The following is an 18,810-nucleotide window of genomic DNA, read 5'->3' on the forward strand; positions in this document are numbered from 1 at the left end:
CAGTACAGCCTTTAAAACTCAGCGTATCGCCCCATGTCTTAAAGCATACAAATAAATTATGTGTACTCATGGAGGTTTATTATGTCAACCATACTCATTACCGGTGCCAATCGTGGTATTGGCCTGTCGCTGGTTAAACTGTATCTGGAGCGTGGTGATACGGTCATTGGCGTGTGCCGCAGTGCGTCAGATGAACTTAACCAAAGTGGCGCAGAGGTGATCACCGGCGTTGATGTGAGTCAGGGGGCCGACATAGAGCAGCTCAAGGCCGAACTGGGTGACCGCACCATCGACGTGCTCATTAATAACGCCGGCATACTGCGCAAGTCGAGTTTAGACCAACCCGATTATGCGCAAATACGCGCGCAGTTTGAAGTGAACGCCATCGGGCCTTTGCGCGTTGTTGCAGCGTTACGCCAAAATTTAAAACGGGGCAGTAAAATAGGCCTCATTACCAGCCGTATGGGATCAATAGAAGACAACGATTCGGGCAGCAGCTACGGCTATCGCATGTCAAAAAGTGCGCTTAACGCTGCTGGTAAGTCGCTGTCGGTTGATCTCAAAGATGATGGCATTGCGGTAGCGTTATTGCACCCGGGCTGGGTTAATACCGAAATGGTTAATTACAACGGCTTGATTGAGCCAGAAGAGGCCGCTGCAGGCTTAGCAGCCCGTATCGATGCCTTGAGCATGGAGAATACCGGCGGCTTTTGGCATAGCAATGGTGATCGCCTGCCGTGGTAAATTAACGCTTATAAAGGTAATGCGCGCCACCCAAGGCGGTTAGCTGGTGGCTTAGTGGCAGCGCAATTCAGTGCTACCGCAAAGCGGGCAGTAATAGCGCGCGAAGCAGATTAAATACCTTAGACGCCAGCGCCGGCATAATAGCGTTGGCGAATTTTGGCAAAGTCACCGCAGGCGATCCCCGCTTTAATAATGTCCTCAAGGCGGCTTTTGTGTTGCCATAGCCAGGAGTCTTTATTAATTACCACGTGCTGCGCAAAGACTTGATCAATCTGGTAATTTGCCAGGGTAATTGCGTGTTGCAACCCAAGTTCATCAAGTTTTACCTCGGTGCTTTGCTGAATATGGGTAAAACCGTCGATACGGCCTTTCATCAACATTTCGATTTTTTGCTCAATAGAAGGCAGCATCACGGTTTTGTCGACCGGGATCTCGGTAAACAAACTTTGAATATTAGAGCGCATTGTAACGCCAATACTAAGCTGCCGGAGATCTGCCTGTGAAGTCAGTTGGTCGGCCTTGTCAGCTCGCACAAACAGTGCAACTTTGAGTGATTCATAGGGTGGTTCAATGCGTTGTATGTGCTCGCCAATGGGCACGTCCATTGATACGCCCACCATTAAATCAATACTGCCATCATTAACTTCTATCAGGCGTCGTGCGTATGGCATTAATACGATGTCAGCGGGCACATCGAGCTTTTCGGCAAAGTAGTGGATGAGTTCGTAGTGCAAGCCGGTCGGAAACTCAGGCGATACCGCTGAGCGCAGCTTAGGCCCGGCCAGTACGCTGCTACTCACTATCGCCAATAACACTAACCAGCGAAAACTCATAACGTCAGGATGCCCGTATTATTGTCGTTACTGTGGTATACGCTCTTGCAGAGTACACACACCTTTGAATTCCTTGCCATGTTTGATTCCCTAGCCATCTTTTGTGTTACTTGCAGAGCGGTTTTCCCCACCACTGCGCATCTTTAACATACTTAACCACCAGCCCGTCGCGAATCAACAACGCGTGAGTATTAAAGCCGGTATCTTTGCCTACCATATTACGGTAATTCAGGGTTGCACATACAAGGTAGCCGTAATACACATCATCCAGCTCATTGCCAAGCCAGTAGCGTTTAGGCTTATCTATTTTGGCGAACTCGACAGAATCCGGGTGAGTGAGATGATAACCATAATAAGTCTCTACAATTTTGACATAATCATCCGGATAGTCACCATAGTTCGCTTCGTTGATTTCTTTTTCAGACGGCAAAGATGTACATCCGGCTACACATAATGTACCCACCAGCAATGCCCTGAGTAAAACCTTCATCGCAACCTCCTAATTAGCCAACAACGCCTTTATATAACGTCACATAACGTCGAATTACATTACGGGCAAGTTAGCTTACCCTACTGCGGATCCACACTCTGTATGTGTGTCTTTACCATGCGCGCGCAGGTTACTATTTCAATCCTGGGAGTTCAATTAGCCCGTTATTAACACACTGCGCCAACGCCGTTTAAGCCTGCATCAACCGAAAGAGTCAACCCAGGTATGCCTAGTGAGTGATCATAAAGGCACAATAAGTTCCGTCAGCGATGATGTTGTGAAGCTATGCGCCTGCCTGTCCACTAATATTTGGTATGGATTGGCATACCTATGTATCAGCCCTGCTGTTTAATCATTCAGCAGCCCGGTGTGTAATACACCCAACAAAACGAAACAAACAAAACCATTAACTGCTGAAACAAATAGGAAATAACCATGTTGAAATTTGCTAAAACTGCTGCCCTTGTATTAACTGCTTCTTTCGGAATTAACGCGACAGCAACGGCTGGCGTGGAAGACTCACTGGCTAACATCTGCACTATCGTTGCTGCCGATGACAAAGGTGAGCTGCGCAAAAAAATGCGTTCTGTAGAATCAGATTACCGTTTAAAGCTGCGTGACTACTACGCGGGTATTTCTTGTAACGGCCAGAGCCTGATTAAAACTGCGATTACTAACAACGCGGTAGAAGTAGGTACCCTGCTGGTTAAGAAAATGCCTAGCAGCGACTTAAGCGCGCCAGAAACTGACGGCAAAACGCTGCAAGCCTGGATCAACGAAAACGGTCACCAGGACCACGCTGTAGCACAAGAATTACAGAGCCGCTTATAATCGGACTCGACCCGGATTCATGTTCGCCATGTACTCATTCAACATGGTTGCAGGGACTTAGCAGTTCCCTGCGTTAAGAAGACGCCGCAAGGCGTCTTTTTTCCCTTCTGCTACAAAGAAATTGCCAGTTAAACCCTTGTACCGTTAGCACTCAATCCTGTATTGGTTCGCTGTTTTCCCGCTTTGTCTAGTTTGCCCGGCTCCCGGGATCAGCTGCTTGTTCACGTTAAGTGACTGTAATAGCTGGCCATAAAAACGTAGTGCGTGCATTACCCGGTAACACCTTGAATGATTCAGGCATCTAACCCGATGCAGTATTACTGTCGCTGCCATTTTGGTTCAACGCCTCCTGTCGTTTGAGTATAACCTGGTATACCCATGTATCAGCCCTGCTGTTTAATCGTTGCTCAGGTCGGTGTGTAATACACCCAACAAAACGAAACAAACAAAACCATTAACTGCTGAAACAAATAGGAAATAACCATGTTGAAATTTGCTAAAACTGCTGCCCTTGTATTAACTGCTTCTTTCGGAATTAACGCGACAGCAACGGCTGGCGTGGAAGACTCACTGGCTAACATCTGCACTATCGTTGCTGCCGATGACAAAGGTGAGCTGCGCAAAAAAATGCGTTCTGTAGAATCAGATTACCGTTTAAAGCTGCGTGACTACTACGCGGGTATTTCTTGTAACGGCCAGAGCCTGATTAAAACTGCGATTACTAACAACGCGGTAGAAGTAGGTACCCTGCTGGTTAAGAAAATGCCTAGCAGCGACTTAAGTGCGCCAGAAACAGACGGCAAAACGCTGCAAGCCTGGATTAACGAAAACGGTCACCAGGGCCACGCTGTAGCACAAGAATTACAGAGCCGCTTATAATCGAACTCGACCCGGATTCATGTTCGCCATGTACTTATTCAACATGGTTGCAGGGACGTAGCAGTCCCCTGCATTAAGAAGGCGCCTCACGGCGCCTTTTTTCCTTTCTGCGTCTCGATAAAGCAACTGGGAATAAATACGTGCAGTTGTTGTAAACTTATTGTTAAACTGCGTTTTTAATATTCGCTTTTCAGTTGGAAATTATATGCAGGCAGGTTTCAGGACATTGGCGCTAATCAGTTGTTTAAGTGTAACAGGGATGGCGCATAGCGCGGCGGCGCCTACTGGCGTACAACAAGCCAGTTCGCCAATCGTCATCGATGGTGTGGCGAATGAGTCAGCGTGGGACGCAGCGCAGTGGCATCCGCTTGATCAACTAATGGTGGGCGAGATGCCCACGCCGGCCGATTTTAGTGGTCGCTTTAAAATGCTGTGGGACAACGACCAGCTGTATTTGCAGGTAGAAATTATTGATGATGTATTAATCGATACCCATCCAAACCCATTACGCGCGTATTGGGATGATGATTGTCTGGAAATTTTTATCGACGCCGACGCGTCTGGCGGCGATCACCTCAACAGCTATAACGCATTTGCTTATCATATTGCCCTCGATGGCAACGTGGTAGATATTGGCCCGGCCGATAATGGCGCGCAAGAGTTTGTATTACTCAACGATCACGCTACCAGCCGGTGGACGCGCGAGGATAGTGCACCCTATCAAATGACCTGGGAAGTGAGCTTTCGTGTGTTTCCTGACACCTTCCATCATAATAAGCCGGTGGCACCACTACAGTTAAGCGCCGGGCAGGTGCTCGGATTTATGCTGGCATATTGTGATAACGACGGCAGCGAAGAGCGCGAGCACTTTGTAGGCTCACATGCCATTACGCCGGTCGATGGTGATAAAAATCGTGGCTTTATTGATGCCTCAGTCTTCGGGCAAATTAAATTGCTTAAGTAGTGGCAGAAGACTTTTGCTGATACATAAGCATATCCACTTCATGCAGCAACGTCTGCAGATTATCGTGGGGAGCATCAAATATTTGGGCCCCCACACTGGCTGATAAAGGAATGTGTTGATCGTTTATTTTCAAAGCCAGGTGTTTCATGTGTTCACGAATGCGTTTAATTAACCGCTCGGCAATAGTGCGATTGTGACAATGACTCATGATCACAAATTCGTCGCCGCCCAGACGACCAACAATGTCTTGGGCCCGCGACTGGCGGTTTAAAATTTTGGCCACAATAATCAGTGCTTCATCGCCTACCTGATGGCCAAAATTGTCGTTAATCCCTTTAAAATCGTTTAAATCAATAAACATCAATACCAGCACCCCGCCTTTATCGGCGTGTGCTGCCAGCATCCCGTTGGCTGCTTCATCCCAGCCCCGCCGGTTAAGCACCGGGCATAACGGGTCGCTGGACGCAGCCAAAAATGCTTTCATTTTATCTTTTTGCAAACGTTTTACGCGTTCTGACGCGGCCAGCGCCAGCAGCAAGGCTTCCAGCGTGACGGCCAAAATGAGTGCGTAACGTTGCATAAACTCGCTCACGTAGGGCAAAAATATTCGGAAGGTCATGGCTGCAAGCAGCACAAAGAGCGCCATCAGCACCAGGCCAGCTCCGTGTACCTTACGGACATAGGCATAGCAGGCTGCGATAGTGATTGCGGTCATGCCTATTATAGTGAGAGGGCCCATAACAGCAGCTGTTACATTATGTAATGTGGTATCGGTGATCGCACTAACTATACCCAGTGTCAGCACGCCAAGCGCGCTAAGCCAGATTAGCTTATATTCCCAGCGCTTTAATATGAGTTTGAGATCCAGCAGCAGGCAAATAAACCGCATGGCGGTGAATACAGTGAGGCCGGCAAAAACACTTTTTAACTCGTGGCTGTGTAACCAATGCGAGTCGACGAACACAATCCTTAACATGCCCTCTTGTAAAATAAAGTACGCACCAGCACATAAGATATAAGCGCTGTAGGCGTAAAAGCCTGCGTTACGCAGGCTTCTGCCAATGAACCCGACGTAAATACACAGTGCAAGACAAAAGCCGCCGAAAGTACTGATGGTGAGAATGTGCAGATTATTGATGCGTTGAAAATCGCTGATGCTGCGCAGCGTTATGTTGACTGCACTGGGGTGGGCTGACCTGACGGTAAGCGCAAACTCAAACATTCCGTTTGGCAGCAGGTAAGCGGCGCGGGCACTGGATAGTGGCGTGAGACGCAGCTCATTTTTGGTGTGTAGTTCGACGCTGCTGATCGCGTCCAGCGGAAAACTCAGTACCTGCGATTGTGAAAGTTCGCACCGAAACCGAATGTTGGTGAATTCAGGGTTAACCTCTACAGGCGCATCAAGCCATTGAGACTGGGGTGATACCACGCGACAGTCTGCCATACAGAGCGTCGACAAAAGCAGTCCTGTAAGAGCTATTAACCAACGATAACCGGCATTGCGCATACAAATATAACTCGTCATCAACACAGCGCTGAAAGTCACTTATTCAGTCGCTGTGTTTTGCCAGAAAGATACAGATAGCATTAAAGGAACTACCCAGTAGAACAATTAGTGTATCGTTGCGCCGTTAACTTGTGAACAATAAACCGCTCAGCTCGGTGCGAGTCCTGCCAGGCTTACCATTAATCGCCACTCACGATTTGCACCTGAGCGATGTCAGTGTCACCTTTTATAACCTTATAAATGGCATCCTGAACCAGGGTGCGCATACCGTCCTGCATGGCCTGCTCTTTCATGGCTCCGACAGCCGCCTCTTTATACACCAGTGAGCGCAGTTCCGGCGTCATCCCGAGTAGTTCGTGAACACCGGTGCGGCCCCGGTAGCCGGTATCACCGCAGTCGTCACAGCCCTTGGCGCGGTAGAGTTCAAGCGGGGTGGTCAGATTGAGTTCATCAATGTAGGCCTCGCCGTACTGACGTCTTATAAACGCCATATCGGTGTCAGTGGCCTGATATTTTTCTTTGCAGTTGCCACACAGCGTTCTGATCAGTCGTTGGGCGAGAATACCCACACAGGCGTCCGAAAAGTTAACCGGGTCGAGCCCCAAATCTAATAAGCGGGTGATAGTTTCGGGGGCTGAGTTAGTATGCAGCGTCGATAATACCATGTGACCGGTGAGCGACGCTTCGATGCCGGCATGAGCGGTTTCTTTATCACGCATTTCACCAATCAAAATAATGTCTGGATCGGCACGCAAAAACGCCCGCAGCGCATTGGCAAAGGTAAAGCCAATTTTGGGGCTTACCTGCACTTGCTGCAAGCCCGGCTGGGTAATTTCAACCGGATCTTCGGCGGTCCAGATTTTTTTCTCCGGGGTGTTCAGGTAGCCTAATATGGCATGCAGTGTGGTGGTTTTACCGGATCCGGTTGGCCCCACGACCAATAGTATGCCATGGGGTTTTTTAATCATTTCTTCGAGACGGGCCATATTGGCCGGTGCCACGTTCATTTTTTCGATGGGCATGGCGCCACCGGAGGCCAGTATCCGCATCACCACGCCTTCGCCGGCCACCGTGGGGATGGTTGCAACACGCACTTCCACAAGCTGGCCGGTCATTTTAAAAGCCAGCTTGCCATCCTGAGGCACACGCTTTTCGGCAATATTAAGGTGCGACATTATTTTGATCCTGGCAATAACGGCGCTGTGGTGCGACGCTGGTACCTGGGTAATATCTCTGCAAATGCCGTCGATGCGCATTCTGACCCGGGTGGGGCCGCTTTTCTCGGGGTCGATATGGATATCCGAGGCATTCAGTCGTTTGGCGTCGTGCAAAATGCGGCTCACCAGCCTGACAACCGCTGGCGCGTCATCGGAGAGTTCGTCGGTGGACTCATCTGACTCCTCTACTGAGGTGCCGATTTCATCGAGAATTTCGCTCATTTCGCCGGGGCCGCTGCCACCTACCGAATCACCCAGGTATTGCAGTATGTGGTTTGGCAGGCCTACCGCAATATCGTAACTGTCGATGCCCAGCGCGCTCTCTATTTCCATCAGCAGTGACGCATTATTGGGCTCTGCCATCAGTACAATGGGCTTATCATGCGCGTCGGCGATCACCGCCACAAAATTGCGTTTTAAATAAGACGAGTTAAGGCGGCTTTCACTGTGATACAAGTGAAACTTTTCGGGGTCAAAACTAATGTAAGGCACCTGATAATGGATCGACAATGATGTGCCCAGCTTGGCTTCATTAATACGATACTCAGACATTAGCCGTTGCACCAGCTGTCGCATATCACTGCTGTTTTCCTGGAGCTCGTTTAACGCTTTCTCGGCAATCAGGTTTTCGTGGAGCAGTAAGTCGAAGGGGTTTTGTGTACCGCCTAACTCGTAACGAAATTTCTTGCCCAGAATGTCGTTAAGCTCGCGCGCAATGGTGAGATCCCGTTCGGTAAAAGCACCATTGTTTTTATTAATAATTTGCATAACCCCCATCATTACGCCGGCATTTAATATCGGGACGCAGAGGATGTTACGGGTTCTGAAGTCGCTGCTTTTATCAAATTTATCAGCAAAACGCAGGCGCGGATGAATGGCAGCCAGTTCTTCTTTATTGTAGGGGTCAGAAATTACCAGCGGCCGTTGTGACAATGCCACATAACCTGCGATAGAAAGCGGACTGATAGGCACCTTAATTTCGAGGGTTTCCTTACCGGTTTTAAAGCGTGCAACCAAATCCTGATGCTGCCGGCGGCGTTGAAATATACTCATACGCTGGGCATCAAAAAGGCTGAGTATCAAAGGCTCAAGCTCTTTATAGGCATCCAGTAATGTGGTGTGACTGTCCAGGACAGTATTCACGTTATCGAACACCAGCTGATTTTCGTTTATGTCTGACATACTCTACAACTAAATTAATAAGGCGCTTTACCAGTAATTATTCAGGATATCACTTCTCGTTAACAGGCCCTAGAACTTGTCTTACCGTTAACCATACTGCTAAACAAGGGCTTCGCTACCTACACCTTATACGCTGCGGGTCATTGCAGCAATACTGTAAAAGTAAGGTTTGCGCAGCAAATTAAAATTAACACCGCGATCTTGCAAGTATCAGCAGCTTAAAGGCGCCCCGGCACCGATAAACCCTTTCTTCGGTCAGTTACCGGCAGGTTGTTCTTTGCGTAACCTTAAGTTTGATTCACAGTCTTTTGCCGCAGCACGTCGCTACTTTGGGTGTCGTGCTACTGCCTCTTGAGTGTTGAAAGAATATGAGAATAATGCAGCCCGGTTCTTCGCCCGTTGATATTAAAAACGATGCGCAATTCATTAAAAAATGGCGGCCCCTAGAGGGGTGGTTAGTTGCTGACGGCGATGATTTTGTGTTGCCGACGCACCACCCTGTATTCGCGCGACAGTTTTACGCGTCATACTGCAGAAAGGCGCATCGGGACATTATTGTTACTATTATTTTTTTCGTTTTGATACTGTCGTTGCTGGTAACAAAGCCTGTCGAAGCTTCATCAATGTACCTGGTGGTTTTTGGCCTTTTATTTTTGTTTGCCGTGATCGATAAAAAGATGAGCACAATGTCTCTGCATAACTGTCAGCAAAAAGTAGAATTTCTGTACAATACTAAAACAGCTGTAAAGCATATGGCCGTCGCCTTATTGCCCTGCTTTATCGCACTCTTCGCAGTGCAAGTTTGGATGACGCATTATTTCGATGGGTATGAAAACCTTATTGTCCACGCAGGCAACTATTATCCTAACGTCAGTTTGATATCGTCGTGGCGATTCATTACCGGACCATTGATTCATGCAGATAGCCAGCACCTGATCATCAATGCAGTGTTGAGCGTGTTATTTGCTTCAATGATTCCGCGCGCAACCAGGAGAAACGTATTATCCCTTTTAATAGCGGGCGCAGTTGTATCTCATTTTTCAACATACTTATTTGCGCAGTATTTCCACTCATCCTTTGACGCCTTGTTGGGCATATCTGGTGGGTCGTTCGCACTGCTTGCCTGTGCCATTATTTGCTACTTGCGAATGCAACGTATTAACACGGCGCTCTCGCTGCTCGCTATTTTTGTGTTAAGTGAATTAAGCCTGGGGTTATTGTCGAATAATGTAAGCCATGTCGCTCATCTAAGTGGATTTTTGCTGGGAATAACAGTGGCGATTGGGGTATCGCCAGTTGAGAGCAGGCAGGTACGAATCAAAAGCTAACCGGGCAGGGGTGATTGCCAACCAATAAACCCTGGGCGCCCCCCTGTTGGTGCATACCCAGCGAAGTTGTTAAGCTGGTTTTGTACATACAAAGGAAATATACATTCGCTGGAGTTAAAGCCACTGACTAGCAGAAATCCACCCAAAAGATGGTTTAGGTGGTTAATATGCCGTGTAATGCAAAATAACCGCGATTAAAGCTTGCGCAGGGCGGGTAAATCTGTATAATTCGCGCCCACTTGCCCATCATAATACTTGCTGGAGCATGGTTTTCGACCGCAGCCACACTGCTTTTAGGGTGGCAGCCAAAGCTACAATAACGAACTAAAAAACGTAAGCGTAGCGGGCGTGTTAAAAACACAAACAAGATTCCGATTGGGAATCACTAGTTTATAAGCACATCTTTTCATCCCGGAAAAATTGGGAGTGAGAAGATGATTTTTTTGTTCTTTCGATTGGAGCTTAATCGATGCCAAATCAAAGAATTCGTATTCGTTTAAAAGCGTTTGATCACAAGTTGATCGATCAGTCTACGGCTGAAATCGTTGAAACGGCGAAACGTACTGGTGCTCAGGTCAGCGGTCCTATTCCACTGCCTACTCGCAAAGAACGCTATACAGTATTGACATCTCCACACGTAAATAAAGATGCGCGTGACCAATATGAGATTCGTACTCACAAGCGTTTAGTAGACATCATTGAGCCAACTGACAAGACTGTTGACGCTCTGATGCGTTTGGACTTGGCTGCTGGTGTTGATGTTCAAATCAGCCTGGGCTAACAAGAGAGGGTAATAACAATGGCGATTGGTCTAGTCGGTCGTAAAGTGGGTATGACTCGCATCTTCACTGAAGATGGTACGTCTATCCCTGTGACTGTTATTGAAGCGACCCCAAACCGTGTTACTCAGTTACGCACTGAAGAAACTGACGGTTATCGCGCGCTGCAAGTTACTGCAGGTACCAAAAAAGCGAACCGTGTAAACAAAGCTTCAGCAGGTCACTTTGCTAAAGCAGGTGTTGACGCTGGTCGTGGTCTTTGGGAATTCCGCCTGGAAGATAACGAAGGTGGCGAAATTGAAGTAGGCAGTGAAATCACTGTTGAAATCTTCAATGACACCAAAAAAATTGACGTAACTGGTACGTCTAAAGGTAAAGGTTTTGCCGGTGCTATCAAACGTTGGAACTTTAGTTCACAGCGTATGACTCACGGTAACTCTTTGTCTCACCGTGCACCAGGTTCAATTGGTCAGAACCAATCACCTGGTAAAGTATTCAAAGGCAAGAAAATGGCTGGTCAGCTTGGTAACAAGCAAGTGACTACGCAGTCTTTGGAAGTAGTACGTGTAGACGTAGAAAACAACCTGATTCTGGTTAAAGGTGCCGTACCTGGCGCAACTGGCGGCGACGTTGTCGTAAAGCCAGCTGTTAAAGCGTAACGTCTGGGGAGTGAACTGATGGAATTAACATTGAAAGATGCGCAAAGCGCTCTTGAAGTATCCGATGCGACCTTTGGACGTGAATTCAACGAAGCCCTGGTTCACCAGGTAGTTGTAGCTTACGGTGCAGGTTCTCGTCAGGGTACAAAAGCGCAGAAAACTCGCGCTGAAGTTCGTGGTGGTGGTAAGAAGCCATGGCGTCAAAAGGGTACTGGTCGTGCCCGTGCCGGTACAATCCGCAGCCCAATCTGGGTTGGTGGTGGCCGTGCGTTTGCTGCTAAGCCGCGTGACTTTGACCAAAAAGTTAACAAAAAAATGTATCGCGGTGCGATCAAAAGCATTTTGTCTGAACTGATTCGTCAGGACCGTCTGGTTGTGGTTGAGAAGTTCGGTGTTGATACACCTAAGACAAAAGCGCTGGTTGCTAAGCTGAACGAACTGGAACTGAACGATGTACTTATCGTGACGCCAGAAGTTGAAGAGAATCTGTTCCTGGCGGCACGCAACTTGTACAAAGTTGACGTACGCGACGTTGCAGGTCTTGATCCGGTCAGCCTGATTGCATTCGAAAAAGTGTTAATCACTGCCGATGCAGTGAAACAACTTGAGGAGGCGTTAGCATGAACGAAGAACGTCTACTGAAGGTGCTTAAAGCACCACATGTTTCAGAAAAGTCTACGCTGACTGCTGAAACAGGCAACACGGTTGTATTTAAAGTAGCTAAAGACGCGAACAAAGCTGAAATCAAAGCAGCAGTTGAGAAACTGTTCGAGGTTGAAGTGGATTCAGTTCGTACTGTAAACGTTAAGGGTAAAACCAAGCGTCACGGTATGTCTTTCGGTAAACGCAGCGACTGGAAAAAGGCCTACGTGGCACTTAAAGAAGGTCAGGACATCGACTTTGTCGGTGGTGCTGAGTAAGAAGGGGATTAGAAATGCCATTAATGAAAGCTAAGCCAACTTCTGCCGGTCGTCGTCACGTCGTTCAGGTTGTTAATCACGATCTGCACAAAGGTGCACCTTATGCACCGCTGCTGGAAAAAAACAGCAAGTCTGGCGGCCGTAACAACAACGGTCGTATTACGACACGTCATATCGGTGGTGGTCACAAGCAACACTACCGTATTATTGACTTTAAGCGTAATAAAGACGGCATCCCAGCAAAAGTTGAGCGTTTAGAATATGATCCTAACCGTTCTGCAAACATCGCATTAGTGCTGTATGCTGACGGTGAGCGTAAGTACATTTTGGCACCTAAGGGTATCCAAGCTGGTGATGCTATCCAGTCTGGTACAAACGCGCCGATCAAAGCGGGTAACGCTATGCCTATGCGCAACATGCCTGTAGGTACAACTGTACACGCGATTGAAATGAAGCCTGGTAAAGGTGCACAGATTGCACGTTCTGCCGGTGCCAACGCTCAGATCCTGGCCCGTGACGGTAACTACGTTACCTTACGTCTGCGCTCTGGCGAAATGCGCAAAGTATTATCTGATTGCCGTGCCACCATTGGTGAAGTCGGTAACGCGGAACATATGCTTCGTTCATTAGGTAAAGCAGGTGCGAGCCGCTGGCGCGGTGTACGTCCTACCGTTCGTGGTGTTGCCATGAACCCGGTTGATCACCCACACGGTGGTGGTGAAGGTCGTACGTCAGGTGGTCGTCACCCAGTAACTCCTTGGGGTACTCCTACCAAAGGTAAGAAGACCCGAAGTAACAAGCGTACCGATAAGCTTATCGTACGTCGTCGTAATAAATAATAGCGAGGATTCACCATGCCACGTTCTCTCAAGAAAGGTCCATTTATCGACCTTCACTTGCTGAAGAAGGTAGAGGCTGCAGTGGAAAAGAACGATCGTAAACCAATTAAAACCTGGTCACGTCGTTCTATCATCATCCCAGATATGATTGGGTTGACCATTGCAGTCCATAACGGCCGCCAACACATTCCTGTTCTGGTTTCAGACGAAATGGTCGGCCACAAGTTGGGCGAATTTGCGCCAACGCGTACTTACCGCGGCCATGTCGCGGATAAGAAAGCTAAACGTTAAGGGGTAGGAAGATGGAAGCATTAGCTAAACACCGTTTTGCCCGCACGTCGGCTCAAAAAGCACGCTTGGTAGCGGATCAGGTTCGCGGATTGCACGTAGAAAAAGCACTAGAACTGCTTACGTACAGCCCTAAGAAAAGTGCTGCGCTGGTTAAGAAAGTTTTGGAATCAGCAATCGCTAACGCAGAACATAACGAAGGCGCAGACATTGATGAACTGCGCGTCGCTAAGATCTTCGTTGACGAAGGCCCAACTATGAAGCGTATCAAGCCACGTGCCAAAGGCCGTGCGGATCGTATCTTTAAGCGCAGCAGTCACATTACTGTGGTTGTAGCGGATAACTAGGAGAAGATAATGGGACAGAAGGTACATCCTACAGGTATACGCCTGGGTATCAGTAAACCATGGACTTCAACCTGGTACGCTAATACCGCAGATTATGCAGATAACCTGTACAACGATCACCAGGTACGTCAGTACCTGACTAAACAACTTAAAAACGCTTCACTGTCTAAGATCGTGATTGAGCGTCCTGCTAAGAGCATTCGTGTGACTATTCACACTGCTCGTCCAGGCGTCGTTATCGGTAAGAAAGGTGAAGACGTTGAAAAGCTGCGTAACTATGTGTCTAAGCTGGCCGGCGTGCCTGCGCAGATTAACATTGCCGAAGTACGCAAGCCTGAGCTGGATGGTCAGTTAGTTGCTGATAGCATTTCCAGCCAGCTGGAACGCCGTGTTATGTTCCGTCGCGCCATGAAGCGTGCGGTTCAAAACGCAATGCGCCTTGGCGCAAAAGGTATCAAAGTAGAAGTTAGCGGCCGTTTGGGCGGTGCAGAGATTGCACGTTCTGAATGGTACCGTGAAGGTCGCGTACCACTGCACACTTTCCGTGCAGATATCGATTACGCGACATCTGAAGCGTCTACTACTTACGGTATCATCGGCGTTAAAGTATGGATCTTCAAAGGTGAGGTTCTAGGCGGTCTGCCTACAAACCAAGAGCCGGCTGCGCCAGCTCAACCTAAGAAGAAAGGCCGCAACGCTAAGCGAGAGGGCTAATCATGTTACAACCAAAACGCATGAAATTCCGTAAAATGCACAAAGGTCGCAACCGCGGCATGGCTGCGGGAAGCAGTGTAGCCTTTGGTACTTACGGACTTAAAGCGACTGGCCGTGGTCGTATGACTGCACGCCAAATTGAGGCTGCTCGTCGTGCTATGACTCGTCACGTTAAGCGTCAAGGTAAAATCTGGATTCGGGTTTTCCCTGACAAGCCAATTACTGAGAAGCCTCTTGAGGTTCGTCAAGGTAAAGGTAAAGGTAACGTTGAGTACTGGGTATGCCAAATTCAACCAGGTCGTGTTTTATACGAGATGGAAGGGGTTCCTGAGTCTCTGGCACGCGAAGCGTTTGAATTGGCAGCGGCTAAACTGCCATTTAAGACAACCTTTGTAACTCGGACGGTGATGTAATGAAAGCAGCTGAACTGAAAGAAAAAAGCGTAGAAGAGCTGAATGCAGAGTTATTAAACCTGCTACGCGAACAGTTCAACTTACGCATGCAGCACTCAACTGGCCAGCTTGAAAAATCAGACCAGTTGAAGAAAGTGCGTCGTAACATCGCGCGTGTTAAAACCATCCTGACTCAAAAGGCTGATGCGTAATGACTGAACAAAATATTCGTACAGTACAAGGTCGTGTGGTTAGCAACAAAGGTGATAAGTCTATCACTGTTGTTGTAGAGCGTTTCGTTAAACACCCTATCTACGGGAAGTTCATCAAGCGTACTACTAAGCTACACGCTCACGACGAAAGCAACGTGTGCAACGAAGGCGATACAGTAACTATTCGCGAATGTGCACCAATCTCTAAGACTAAGTCCTGGATGTTGGTTGACGTTGTAGAAAAAGCCGGCGTTTAATCGCTAGTTTTTACTAATCGTTATATAAAAGCCGCTCTTTTGAGCGGCTTTTTTGTAGCCCTCTACCGGCACCCATACCCGCCAAACCTGCTAACTTCAACCACTATCACCATCGCCATCGCGCAGCCACTATTCGCTATAAATTAATCAATACCAGTTATCGTAATGAGATTGGTAAAATAGATAAAAACTGCCATTAAGCAGGATAAGCGCTGTAATTTTGTTTGAACTACTTAAATATAGCGAATGGTTAGTTTAAGTAATTGATTGAACGCTCTATTAAAAATTAAGTTCTGCATAAAGGTGACTGTGTTAGGCCTTGTTTTACTCACTTAGCCTGTTAATTCGGATACTTCGATTATTCCGCCGTAATAAAAGCGTGCTGACTAAGTTGCTGTCACCCGCTGAACCAAGGGTTATCAGATGGATTTATGTAACGTATTGATTAATAATAAATAAATTCAAAAAGATCGGCGTTTGCCTGGTTGGTTCAAAAATAAACAGTTACTCAGTTTTCTATTGAACATGCAGTAATGCTATCACCGCCGTGGTGAATGCGCTCAAAAACGCATTCACCCTTTTACTGACCTATTTAACATCATGGCGGCGTAACCAGTCTCTGAGTATCGCTTCTGTAACCAGCGGCCGGTCACTGTAAAAACCATGGGCACCGCCGGGTACTACCGCGAGCTCAGCCCCCGGTGTTAATGACAGGTAGTCCTGAACCGTATCAATACGGGCTGAGTCGTACTGACCAATCATGAACAATGTGGTAGCCGGGTTAATATCGGCTAATAAGTGCGTCGCATCATAGTGTTGTAATACGCCGGTAGATGAAAACTCACTTGGGCCCCACATTTTTTTGTAAATAAGAGGGTTAAAGCCGTTACCGCCTACGCTTTCATAATAAGCCTGGGCGGCCTCAGAGCGGGTAGCAGGTTGGTAATGCTCAGAATACAGTACGGTGTACGCATTGCTGCATTCCTCGTCATCCGGCGGGGTGTCAGACTCGCATTTAACCAGGGTGTCCTGTACAGCCTGCGGTGCCGCTTTGACAAGCAGCTTTGCATCCATTATCCAGTGAGGCGTAGAAATAAAGGTACCGCCTAAAACGGTTGATACCACTTTGTCTGGATACTGCGCGGTATATTCCAGTGCCAGCGCTGAACCCCAGCTATGCCCCACTACGTGCCAGCGATCAATGCTGAGGGTTTGGCGAATTGTTTCCAATGACTCAACAAAGCGCTCAACGCGCCAGTTAGCCGGATTGTTAGGTTGATCTGATTTACCGCTGTCGAGCTGATCGTACATGATTACCATGCGTTCAGTGGCCAGCCCAAGCATACTCGCAAAGCCATTATGGGTGCCGCCTGGGCCGCCGTGTACAAAGATAACCGGCGGCTTTTGCTTGTGGCTGATGCCGTTTATACGCACATACACCTTGCCGCCTTCCACCGGCACCATTAACTCTTTCTCTGGTGGTGCAAAGGGGGCAGTTGCGCCGCTACTCAAACGGGGTAACGTAGCGGTAATGGTAATAAATAATGCGGTAAGTAAAGTTCGATTAAGAATCAACAGTAAAAGCCCTTAAGTCGGTGTTTAGTTAACGAGTATAAAAGTGTTTAAGGCAGGACTCCAGCGTACACTGCACCCCGCACTTCTTCCTGCAATCGCCCCCATATTAGCGCTGATATATTGTGAGGTTGATTCAGCGTCATATTCACTAGCCGTTATATTGGTAAACGTTAATATCTGCAGGGATGAAATACTCAAGGTGAGTAATTGTTAACCAGTGTGATTACTATTATAGTAATAATATAACTGAATTTTATTAAGCTACACAATTGTTTAGGGAAGAACATATGGCTGTAACCAAAACAGCACCGAAAGCCATAAGTCAGGATAGCCTGTTATTGTCGTGGTCTTTGGAGCAAGACCATCCACGCCAACCAATAGGTTTTACTTTTGACTCTGAGAAAACCGAAGACACACTCAGTAAACGCAAACTCGATCCAATATTATTAAGCGCGGGCGGTCACGTTGCTACCATCGCGCCTACCGGCACGGGTAAAGGAGTAAGTTGTATTATTCCTAACTTACTCAACTATAGTGGCCAAACACTGGTTGTTGATCCCAAGGGCGAAAACTACGCGGTAACCGCTGAATTCAGACGGTCGTTAGGGCATCGCATTGTAAAGCTAGACCCGTTTAACGTTACCCAAACTGGCGACGGCGATTCGCTAAATGCACTTGATCTTATCCCGGTTGATAAACCGGGGATGGCAAGTTTGCCAGATGAGTGCTTATCGCTGGCAAGGGTGTTGATTGAATTAGAAGGCAAAGATAAATTTTGGGACAGCAGCGCGCAATCGCTAATTGCCGTTATGATTGGTTTAACCGCAATAGAACATACCGACAATCGCAATTTATTGTCGGTGACGAAAGGATTGGGGGCAACATCCAAATCACTGTTTCATAAGTTTAGTGACTTTAACCAACGCACAAACTCACTATTTTCTGCATTAATTGCACCGTTGTTAAGCGCACCGCCAAATACGTTAGGCAGTATTCTTACCGTGGCACGGCATCAAATGAGTGCGTTTAACCATGGTGCTGCCAGCCAGTGTATAGAGCGAAGCAGTTTTTCACTGTTGGATTACATTGCCGGTAAACCTATGACGATTTACCTTATTTTGCCGCCGGATAAATTGCACTCGCACCGAAAATTGCTGCGCCTGTGGATTTCAACCTTTATAAAATTAGCATTAAAGCGTCAGGGCGCTCTGCCGCAACCCACGTTGATGATGGTTGATGAAACGGCGCAACTTGGCACGCTCGATGAGCTCGCCCAGGCTATTACCCTGCTCAGAGGGTATGGGGTGCAGCTATGGACATTCTGGCAGGATCTCGACCAGCTCAAACACTTGTACCCCGATCAATGGCGCACCTTGCTGAATAATTGCAAAGCGATCCAGGCGTTTGGTTTGCCCAATCGCATGGCGTGTGAGCAGGTAACGGCGATTACCGGTAAACCTGCCATTGCTGATGTACTCGATTTAGATCGCGACGAAATGCTGCTGCAGTTAGCCGGCGATGATGCCGTAGTAGCACAAAAGCCAAACTATTTAGCCGATGCGACGTTTGCAGGCAGGTTTAACCCCAATCCTTATCATACTGAGCATAATGCGAAAGGCTTTTTACCGGTAAACCCTCAGCGTATCTATGTCAGGAAACCTACCGGAGAACTGCCACCAGGCGTTAAAGCCTTGCCCGAACCATCGGCTAGTTTGTTTGCCACGGAGACTGAACCAGCCAAAAAAAGAACGGGCGGAGTACTAAAGCGGCGCTTACCTACTACAACAGACATAAAAGACGGGCAAACAGACGATGCCAGCAAAAATACCCCCTCAGACTCTGGCACTAAATAA

At 47.8% G+C, this 18,810-nt stretch carries 22 protein-coding genes; 17 read left to right on the forward strand and 5 right to left on the reverse strand.

Annotated features, from left to right (window positions below):
• The first annotated feature begins 81 nt into the window (after window positions 1-81).
• Window positions 82-744 carry an SDR family oxidoreductase gene (locus OIK42_RS14880; protein WP_273641826.1) on the forward strand — a complete coding sequence of 221 codons (663 nt, stop codon included), beginning with the start codon at window positions 82-84 and terminating at the stop codon, window positions 742-744.
• A 119-nt stretch (window positions 745-863) separates the two neighbouring features.
• Here OIK42_RS14880 and OIK42_RS14885 read toward each other — a convergent pair whose 3' ends face one another.
• Together OIK42_RS14885 and OIK42_RS14890 are read right to left on the reverse strand one after the other, a co-directional pair.
• The gene (locus OIK42_RS14885; protein ID WP_273641827.1) at window positions 864-1,577 is read right to left on the reverse strand and encodes a substrate-binding periplasmic protein; all 714 of its coding nucleotides are present in this window, start codon (window positions 1,575-1,577) and stop codon (window positions 864-866) included.
• Window positions 1,578-1,683: 106 nt separating this feature from the next.
• Complete coding sequence (locus OIK42_RS14890) at window positions 1,684-2,067, reverse strand: hypothetical protein (protein WP_273641828.1); 384 nt, start codon at window positions 2,065-2,067, stop codon at window positions 1,684-1,686.
• Window positions 2,068-2,502: 435 nt separating this feature from the next.
• Here OIK42_RS14890 and OIK42_RS14895 point away from each other — a divergent pair, with 435 nt between their 5' ends.
• From OIK42_RS14895 to OIK42_RS14905, 3 genes are all read left to right on the forward strand, one after another.
• The gene (locus tag OIK42_RS14895) at window positions 2,503-2,898 is read left to right on the forward strand and encodes a DUF3718 domain-containing protein (RefSeq protein ID WP_273639654.1); all 396 of its coding nucleotides are present in this window, start codon (window positions 2,503-2,505) and stop codon (window positions 2,896-2,898) included.
• Between the two features lie 483 nt (window positions 2,899-3,381).
• A complete protein-coding gene (locus tag OIK42_RS14900) occupies window positions 3,382-3,777 on the forward strand; it encodes a DUF3718 domain-containing protein (protein WP_273641829.1) in 396 nt (131 codons plus the stop codon).
• Between the two features lie 259 nt (window positions 3,778-4,036).
• A complete protein-coding gene (locus OIK42_RS14905; RefSeq protein ID WP_273641830.1) occupies window positions 4,037-4,741 on the forward strand; it encodes a sugar-binding protein in 705 nt (234 codons plus the stop codon).
• Here OIK42_RS14905 and OIK42_RS14910 read toward each other — a convergent pair.
• Window positions 4,734-6,200, reverse strand: a complete 1,467-nt coding sequence (locus tag OIK42_RS14910; RefSeq protein WP_273641831.1) for a sensor domain-containing diguanylate cyclase — start codon at window positions 6,198-6,200, stop codon at window positions 4,734-4,736. The genes OIK42_RS14905 and OIK42_RS14910 overlap by 8 nt on opposite strands.
• A 227-nt stretch (window positions 6,201-6,427) precedes the next feature.
• On the reverse strand, window positions 6,428-8,647 hold the full coding sequence (locus OIK42_RS14915; RefSeq protein WP_273641832.1) for a GspE/PulE family protein: 2,220 nt from the start codon (window positions 8,645-8,647) through the stop codon (window positions 6,428-6,430).
• A gap of 368 nt (window positions 8,648-9,015) precedes the next feature.
• On the opposite strand from OIK42_RS14915, the gene OIK42_RS14920 reads away from it, so the two are divergent.
• The 12 genes from OIK42_RS14920 to rpsQ all read left to right on the forward strand — a co-directional run bounded on the left by OIK42_RS14920 (window position 9,016) and on the right by rpsQ (window position 15,382).
• Window positions 9,016-9,975 carry a rhomboid family intramembrane serine protease gene (locus OIK42_RS14920; protein WP_273641833.1) on the forward strand — a complete coding sequence of 320 codons (960 nt, stop codon included), beginning with the start codon at window positions 9,016-9,018 and terminating at the stop codon, window positions 9,973-9,975.
• Between the two features lie 469 nt (window positions 9,976-10,444).
• A complete protein-coding gene (rpsJ, locus tag OIK42_RS14925) occupies window positions 10,445-10,756 on the forward strand; it encodes a 30S ribosomal protein S10 (RefSeq protein ID WP_006012796.1) in 312 nt (103 codons plus the stop codon).
• Between the two features lie 18 nt (window positions 10,757-10,774).
• A complete protein-coding gene (gene rplC, locus OIK42_RS14930; protein ID WP_273641835.1) occupies window positions 10,775-11,413 on the forward strand; it encodes a 50S ribosomal protein L3 in 639 nt (212 codons plus the stop codon).
• A gap of 18 nt (window positions 11,414-11,431) precedes the next feature.
• A complete protein-coding gene (rplD, locus tag OIK42_RS14935; RefSeq protein ID WP_273641836.1) occupies window positions 11,432-12,037 on the forward strand; it encodes a 50S ribosomal protein L4 in 606 nt (201 codons plus the stop codon).
• On the forward strand, window positions 12,034-12,333 hold the full coding sequence (rplW, locus tag OIK42_RS14940) for a 50S ribosomal protein L23 (protein ID WP_273641837.1): 300 nt from the start codon (window positions 12,034-12,036) through the stop codon (window positions 12,331-12,333). The genes rplD and rplW overlap by 4 nt, the downstream gene beginning before the upstream one ends.
• Before the next feature lie 14 nt (window positions 12,334-12,347).
• On the forward strand, window positions 12,348-13,172 hold the full coding sequence (rplB, locus tag OIK42_RS14945; protein ID WP_273641838.1) for a 50S ribosomal protein L2: 825 nt from the start codon (window positions 12,348-12,350) through the stop codon (window positions 13,170-13,172).
• A gap of 15 nt (window positions 13,173-13,187) precedes the next feature.
• Complete coding sequence (gene rpsS, locus OIK42_RS14950) at window positions 13,188-13,463, forward strand: 30S ribosomal protein S19 (RefSeq protein WP_273641839.1); 276 nt, start codon at window positions 13,188-13,190, stop codon at window positions 13,461-13,463.
• 11 nt (window positions 13,464-13,474) lie between these two features.
• Entirely contained in the window at window positions 13,475-13,807 is a 333-nt protein-coding gene (gene rplV, locus OIK42_RS14955; RefSeq protein ID WP_273641840.1) for a 50S ribosomal protein L22, read from the forward strand.
• A 9-nt stretch (window positions 13,808-13,816) separates the two neighbouring features.
• A complete protein-coding gene (gene rpsC, locus OIK42_RS14960; RefSeq protein ID WP_273641841.1) occupies window positions 13,817-14,521 on the forward strand; it encodes a 30S ribosomal protein S3 in 705 nt (234 codons plus the stop codon).
• A gap of 2 nt (window positions 14,522-14,523) precedes the next feature.
• On the forward strand, window positions 14,524-14,934 hold the full coding sequence (gene rplP / locus OIK42_RS14965; protein ID WP_273641842.1) for a 50S ribosomal protein L16: 411 nt from the start codon (window positions 14,524-14,526) through the stop codon (window positions 14,932-14,934).
• On the forward strand, window positions 14,934-15,125 hold the full coding sequence (gene rpmC, locus OIK42_RS14970) for a 50S ribosomal protein L29 (RefSeq protein ID WP_273641843.1): 192 nt from the start codon (window positions 14,934-14,936) through the stop codon (window positions 15,123-15,125). The genes rplP and rpmC overlap by 1 nt, the downstream gene beginning before the upstream one ends.
• Window positions 15,125-15,382 (forward strand): 30S ribosomal protein S17, encoded by a 258-nt coding sequence (rpsQ, locus tag OIK42_RS14975; protein ID WP_273641844.1) that lies wholly within the window; start codon window positions 15,125-15,127, stop codon window positions 15,380-15,382. Before rpmC ends, rpsQ begins: the two co-directional genes overlap by 1 nt.
• A 588-nt stretch (window positions 15,383-15,970) precedes the next feature.
• Here the strand turns inward: rpsQ and OIK42_RS14980 are convergent.
• Entirely contained in the window at window positions 15,971-16,957 is a 987-nt protein-coding gene (locus OIK42_RS14980; RefSeq protein WP_273641845.1) for a proline iminopeptidase-family hydrolase, read from the reverse strand.
• A gap of 287 nt (window positions 16,958-17,244) precedes the next feature.
• On the opposite strand from OIK42_RS14980, the gene OIK42_RS14985 reads away from it, so the two are divergent.
• Entirely contained in the window at window positions 17,245-18,810 is a 1,566-nt protein-coding gene (locus OIK42_RS14985) for a type IV secretory system conjugative DNA transfer family protein (RefSeq protein ID WP_273641846.1), read from the forward strand.

It is taken from the genome of Alteromonas gilva (assembly GCF_028595265.1).
Lineage (GTDB): Bacteria > Pseudomonadota > Gammaproteobacteria > Enterobacterales > Alteromonadaceae > Alteromonas > Alteromonas gilva.

Coding starts and splice junctions, on each gene's coding strand:
- OIK42_RS14880 (WP_273641826.1), top strand. CDS start 82: ATGTCAACCATACTCATTACCGGTGCCAATCGTGGTATTGGCCTGTCG.
- rpsJ (WP_006012796.1), top strand. CDS start 10,445: ATGCCAAATCAAAGAATTCGTATTCGTTTAAAAGCGTTTGATCACAAG.
- rplW (WP_273641837.1), top strand. CDS start 12,034: ATGAACGAAGAACGTCTACTGAAGGTGCTTAAAGCACCACATGTTTCA.
- OIK42_RS14920 (WP_273641833.1), top strand. CDS start 9,016: ATGAGAATAATGCAGCCCGGTTCTTCGCCCGTTGATATTAAAAACGAT.
- OIK42_RS14885 (WP_273641827.1), bottom strand. CDS start 1,577: ATGAGTTTTCGCTGGTTAGTGTTATTGGCGATAGTGAGTAGCAGCGTA.
- OIK42_RS14905 (WP_273641830.1), top strand. CDS start 4,037: ATGGCGCATAGCGCGGCGGCGCCTACTGGCGTACAACAAGCCAGTTCG.
- rpsQ (WP_273641844.1), top strand. CDS start 15,125: ATGACTGAACAAAATATTCGTACAGTACAAGGTCGTGTGGTTAGCAAC.
- rpsC (WP_273641841.1), top strand. CDS start 13,817: ATGGGACAGAAGGTACATCCTACAGGTATACGCCTGGGTATCAGTAAA.
- rplB (WP_273641838.1), top strand. CDS start 12,348: ATGCCATTAATGAAAGCTAAGCCAACTTCTGCCGGTCGTCGTCACGTC.
- OIK42_RS14915 (WP_273641832.1), bottom strand. CDS start 8,647: ATGTCAGACATAAACGAAAATCAGCTGGTGTTCGATAACGTGAATACT.
- OIK42_RS14900 (WP_273641829.1), top strand. CDS start 3,382: ATGTTGAAATTTGCTAAAACTGCTGCCCTTGTATTAACTGCTTCTTTC.
- OIK42_RS14890 (WP_273641828.1), bottom strand. CDS start 2,067: ATGAAGGTTTTACTCAGGGCATTGCTGGTGGGTACATTATGTGTAGCC.
- rplC (WP_273641835.1), top strand. CDS start 10,775: ATGGCGATTGGTCTAGTCGGTCGTAAAGTGGGTATGACTCGCATCTTC.
- OIK42_RS14985 (WP_273641846.1), top strand. CDS start 17,245: ATGGCTGTAACCAAAACAGCACCGAAAGCCATAAGTCAGGATAGCCTG.
- OIK42_RS14895 (WP_273639654.1), top strand. CDS start 2,503: ATGTTGAAATTTGCTAAAACTGCTGCCCTTGTATTAACTGCTTCTTTC.
- rplD (WP_273641836.1), top strand. CDS start 11,432: ATGGAATTAACATTGAAAGATGCGCAAAGCGCTCTTGAAGTATCCGAT.
- rpmC (WP_273641843.1), top strand. CDS start 14,934: ATGAAAGCAGCTGAACTGAAAGAAAAAAGCGTAGAAGAGCTGAATGCA.
- rpsS (WP_273641839.1), top strand. CDS start 13,188: ATGCCACGTTCTCTCAAGAAAGGTCCATTTATCGACCTTCACTTGCTG.
- rplP (WP_273641842.1), top strand. CDS start 14,524: ATGTTACAACCAAAACGCATGAAATTCCGTAAAATGCACAAAGGTCGC.
- rplV (WP_273641840.1), top strand. CDS start 13,475: ATGGAAGCATTAGCTAAACACCGTTTTGCCCGCACGTCGGCTCAAAAA.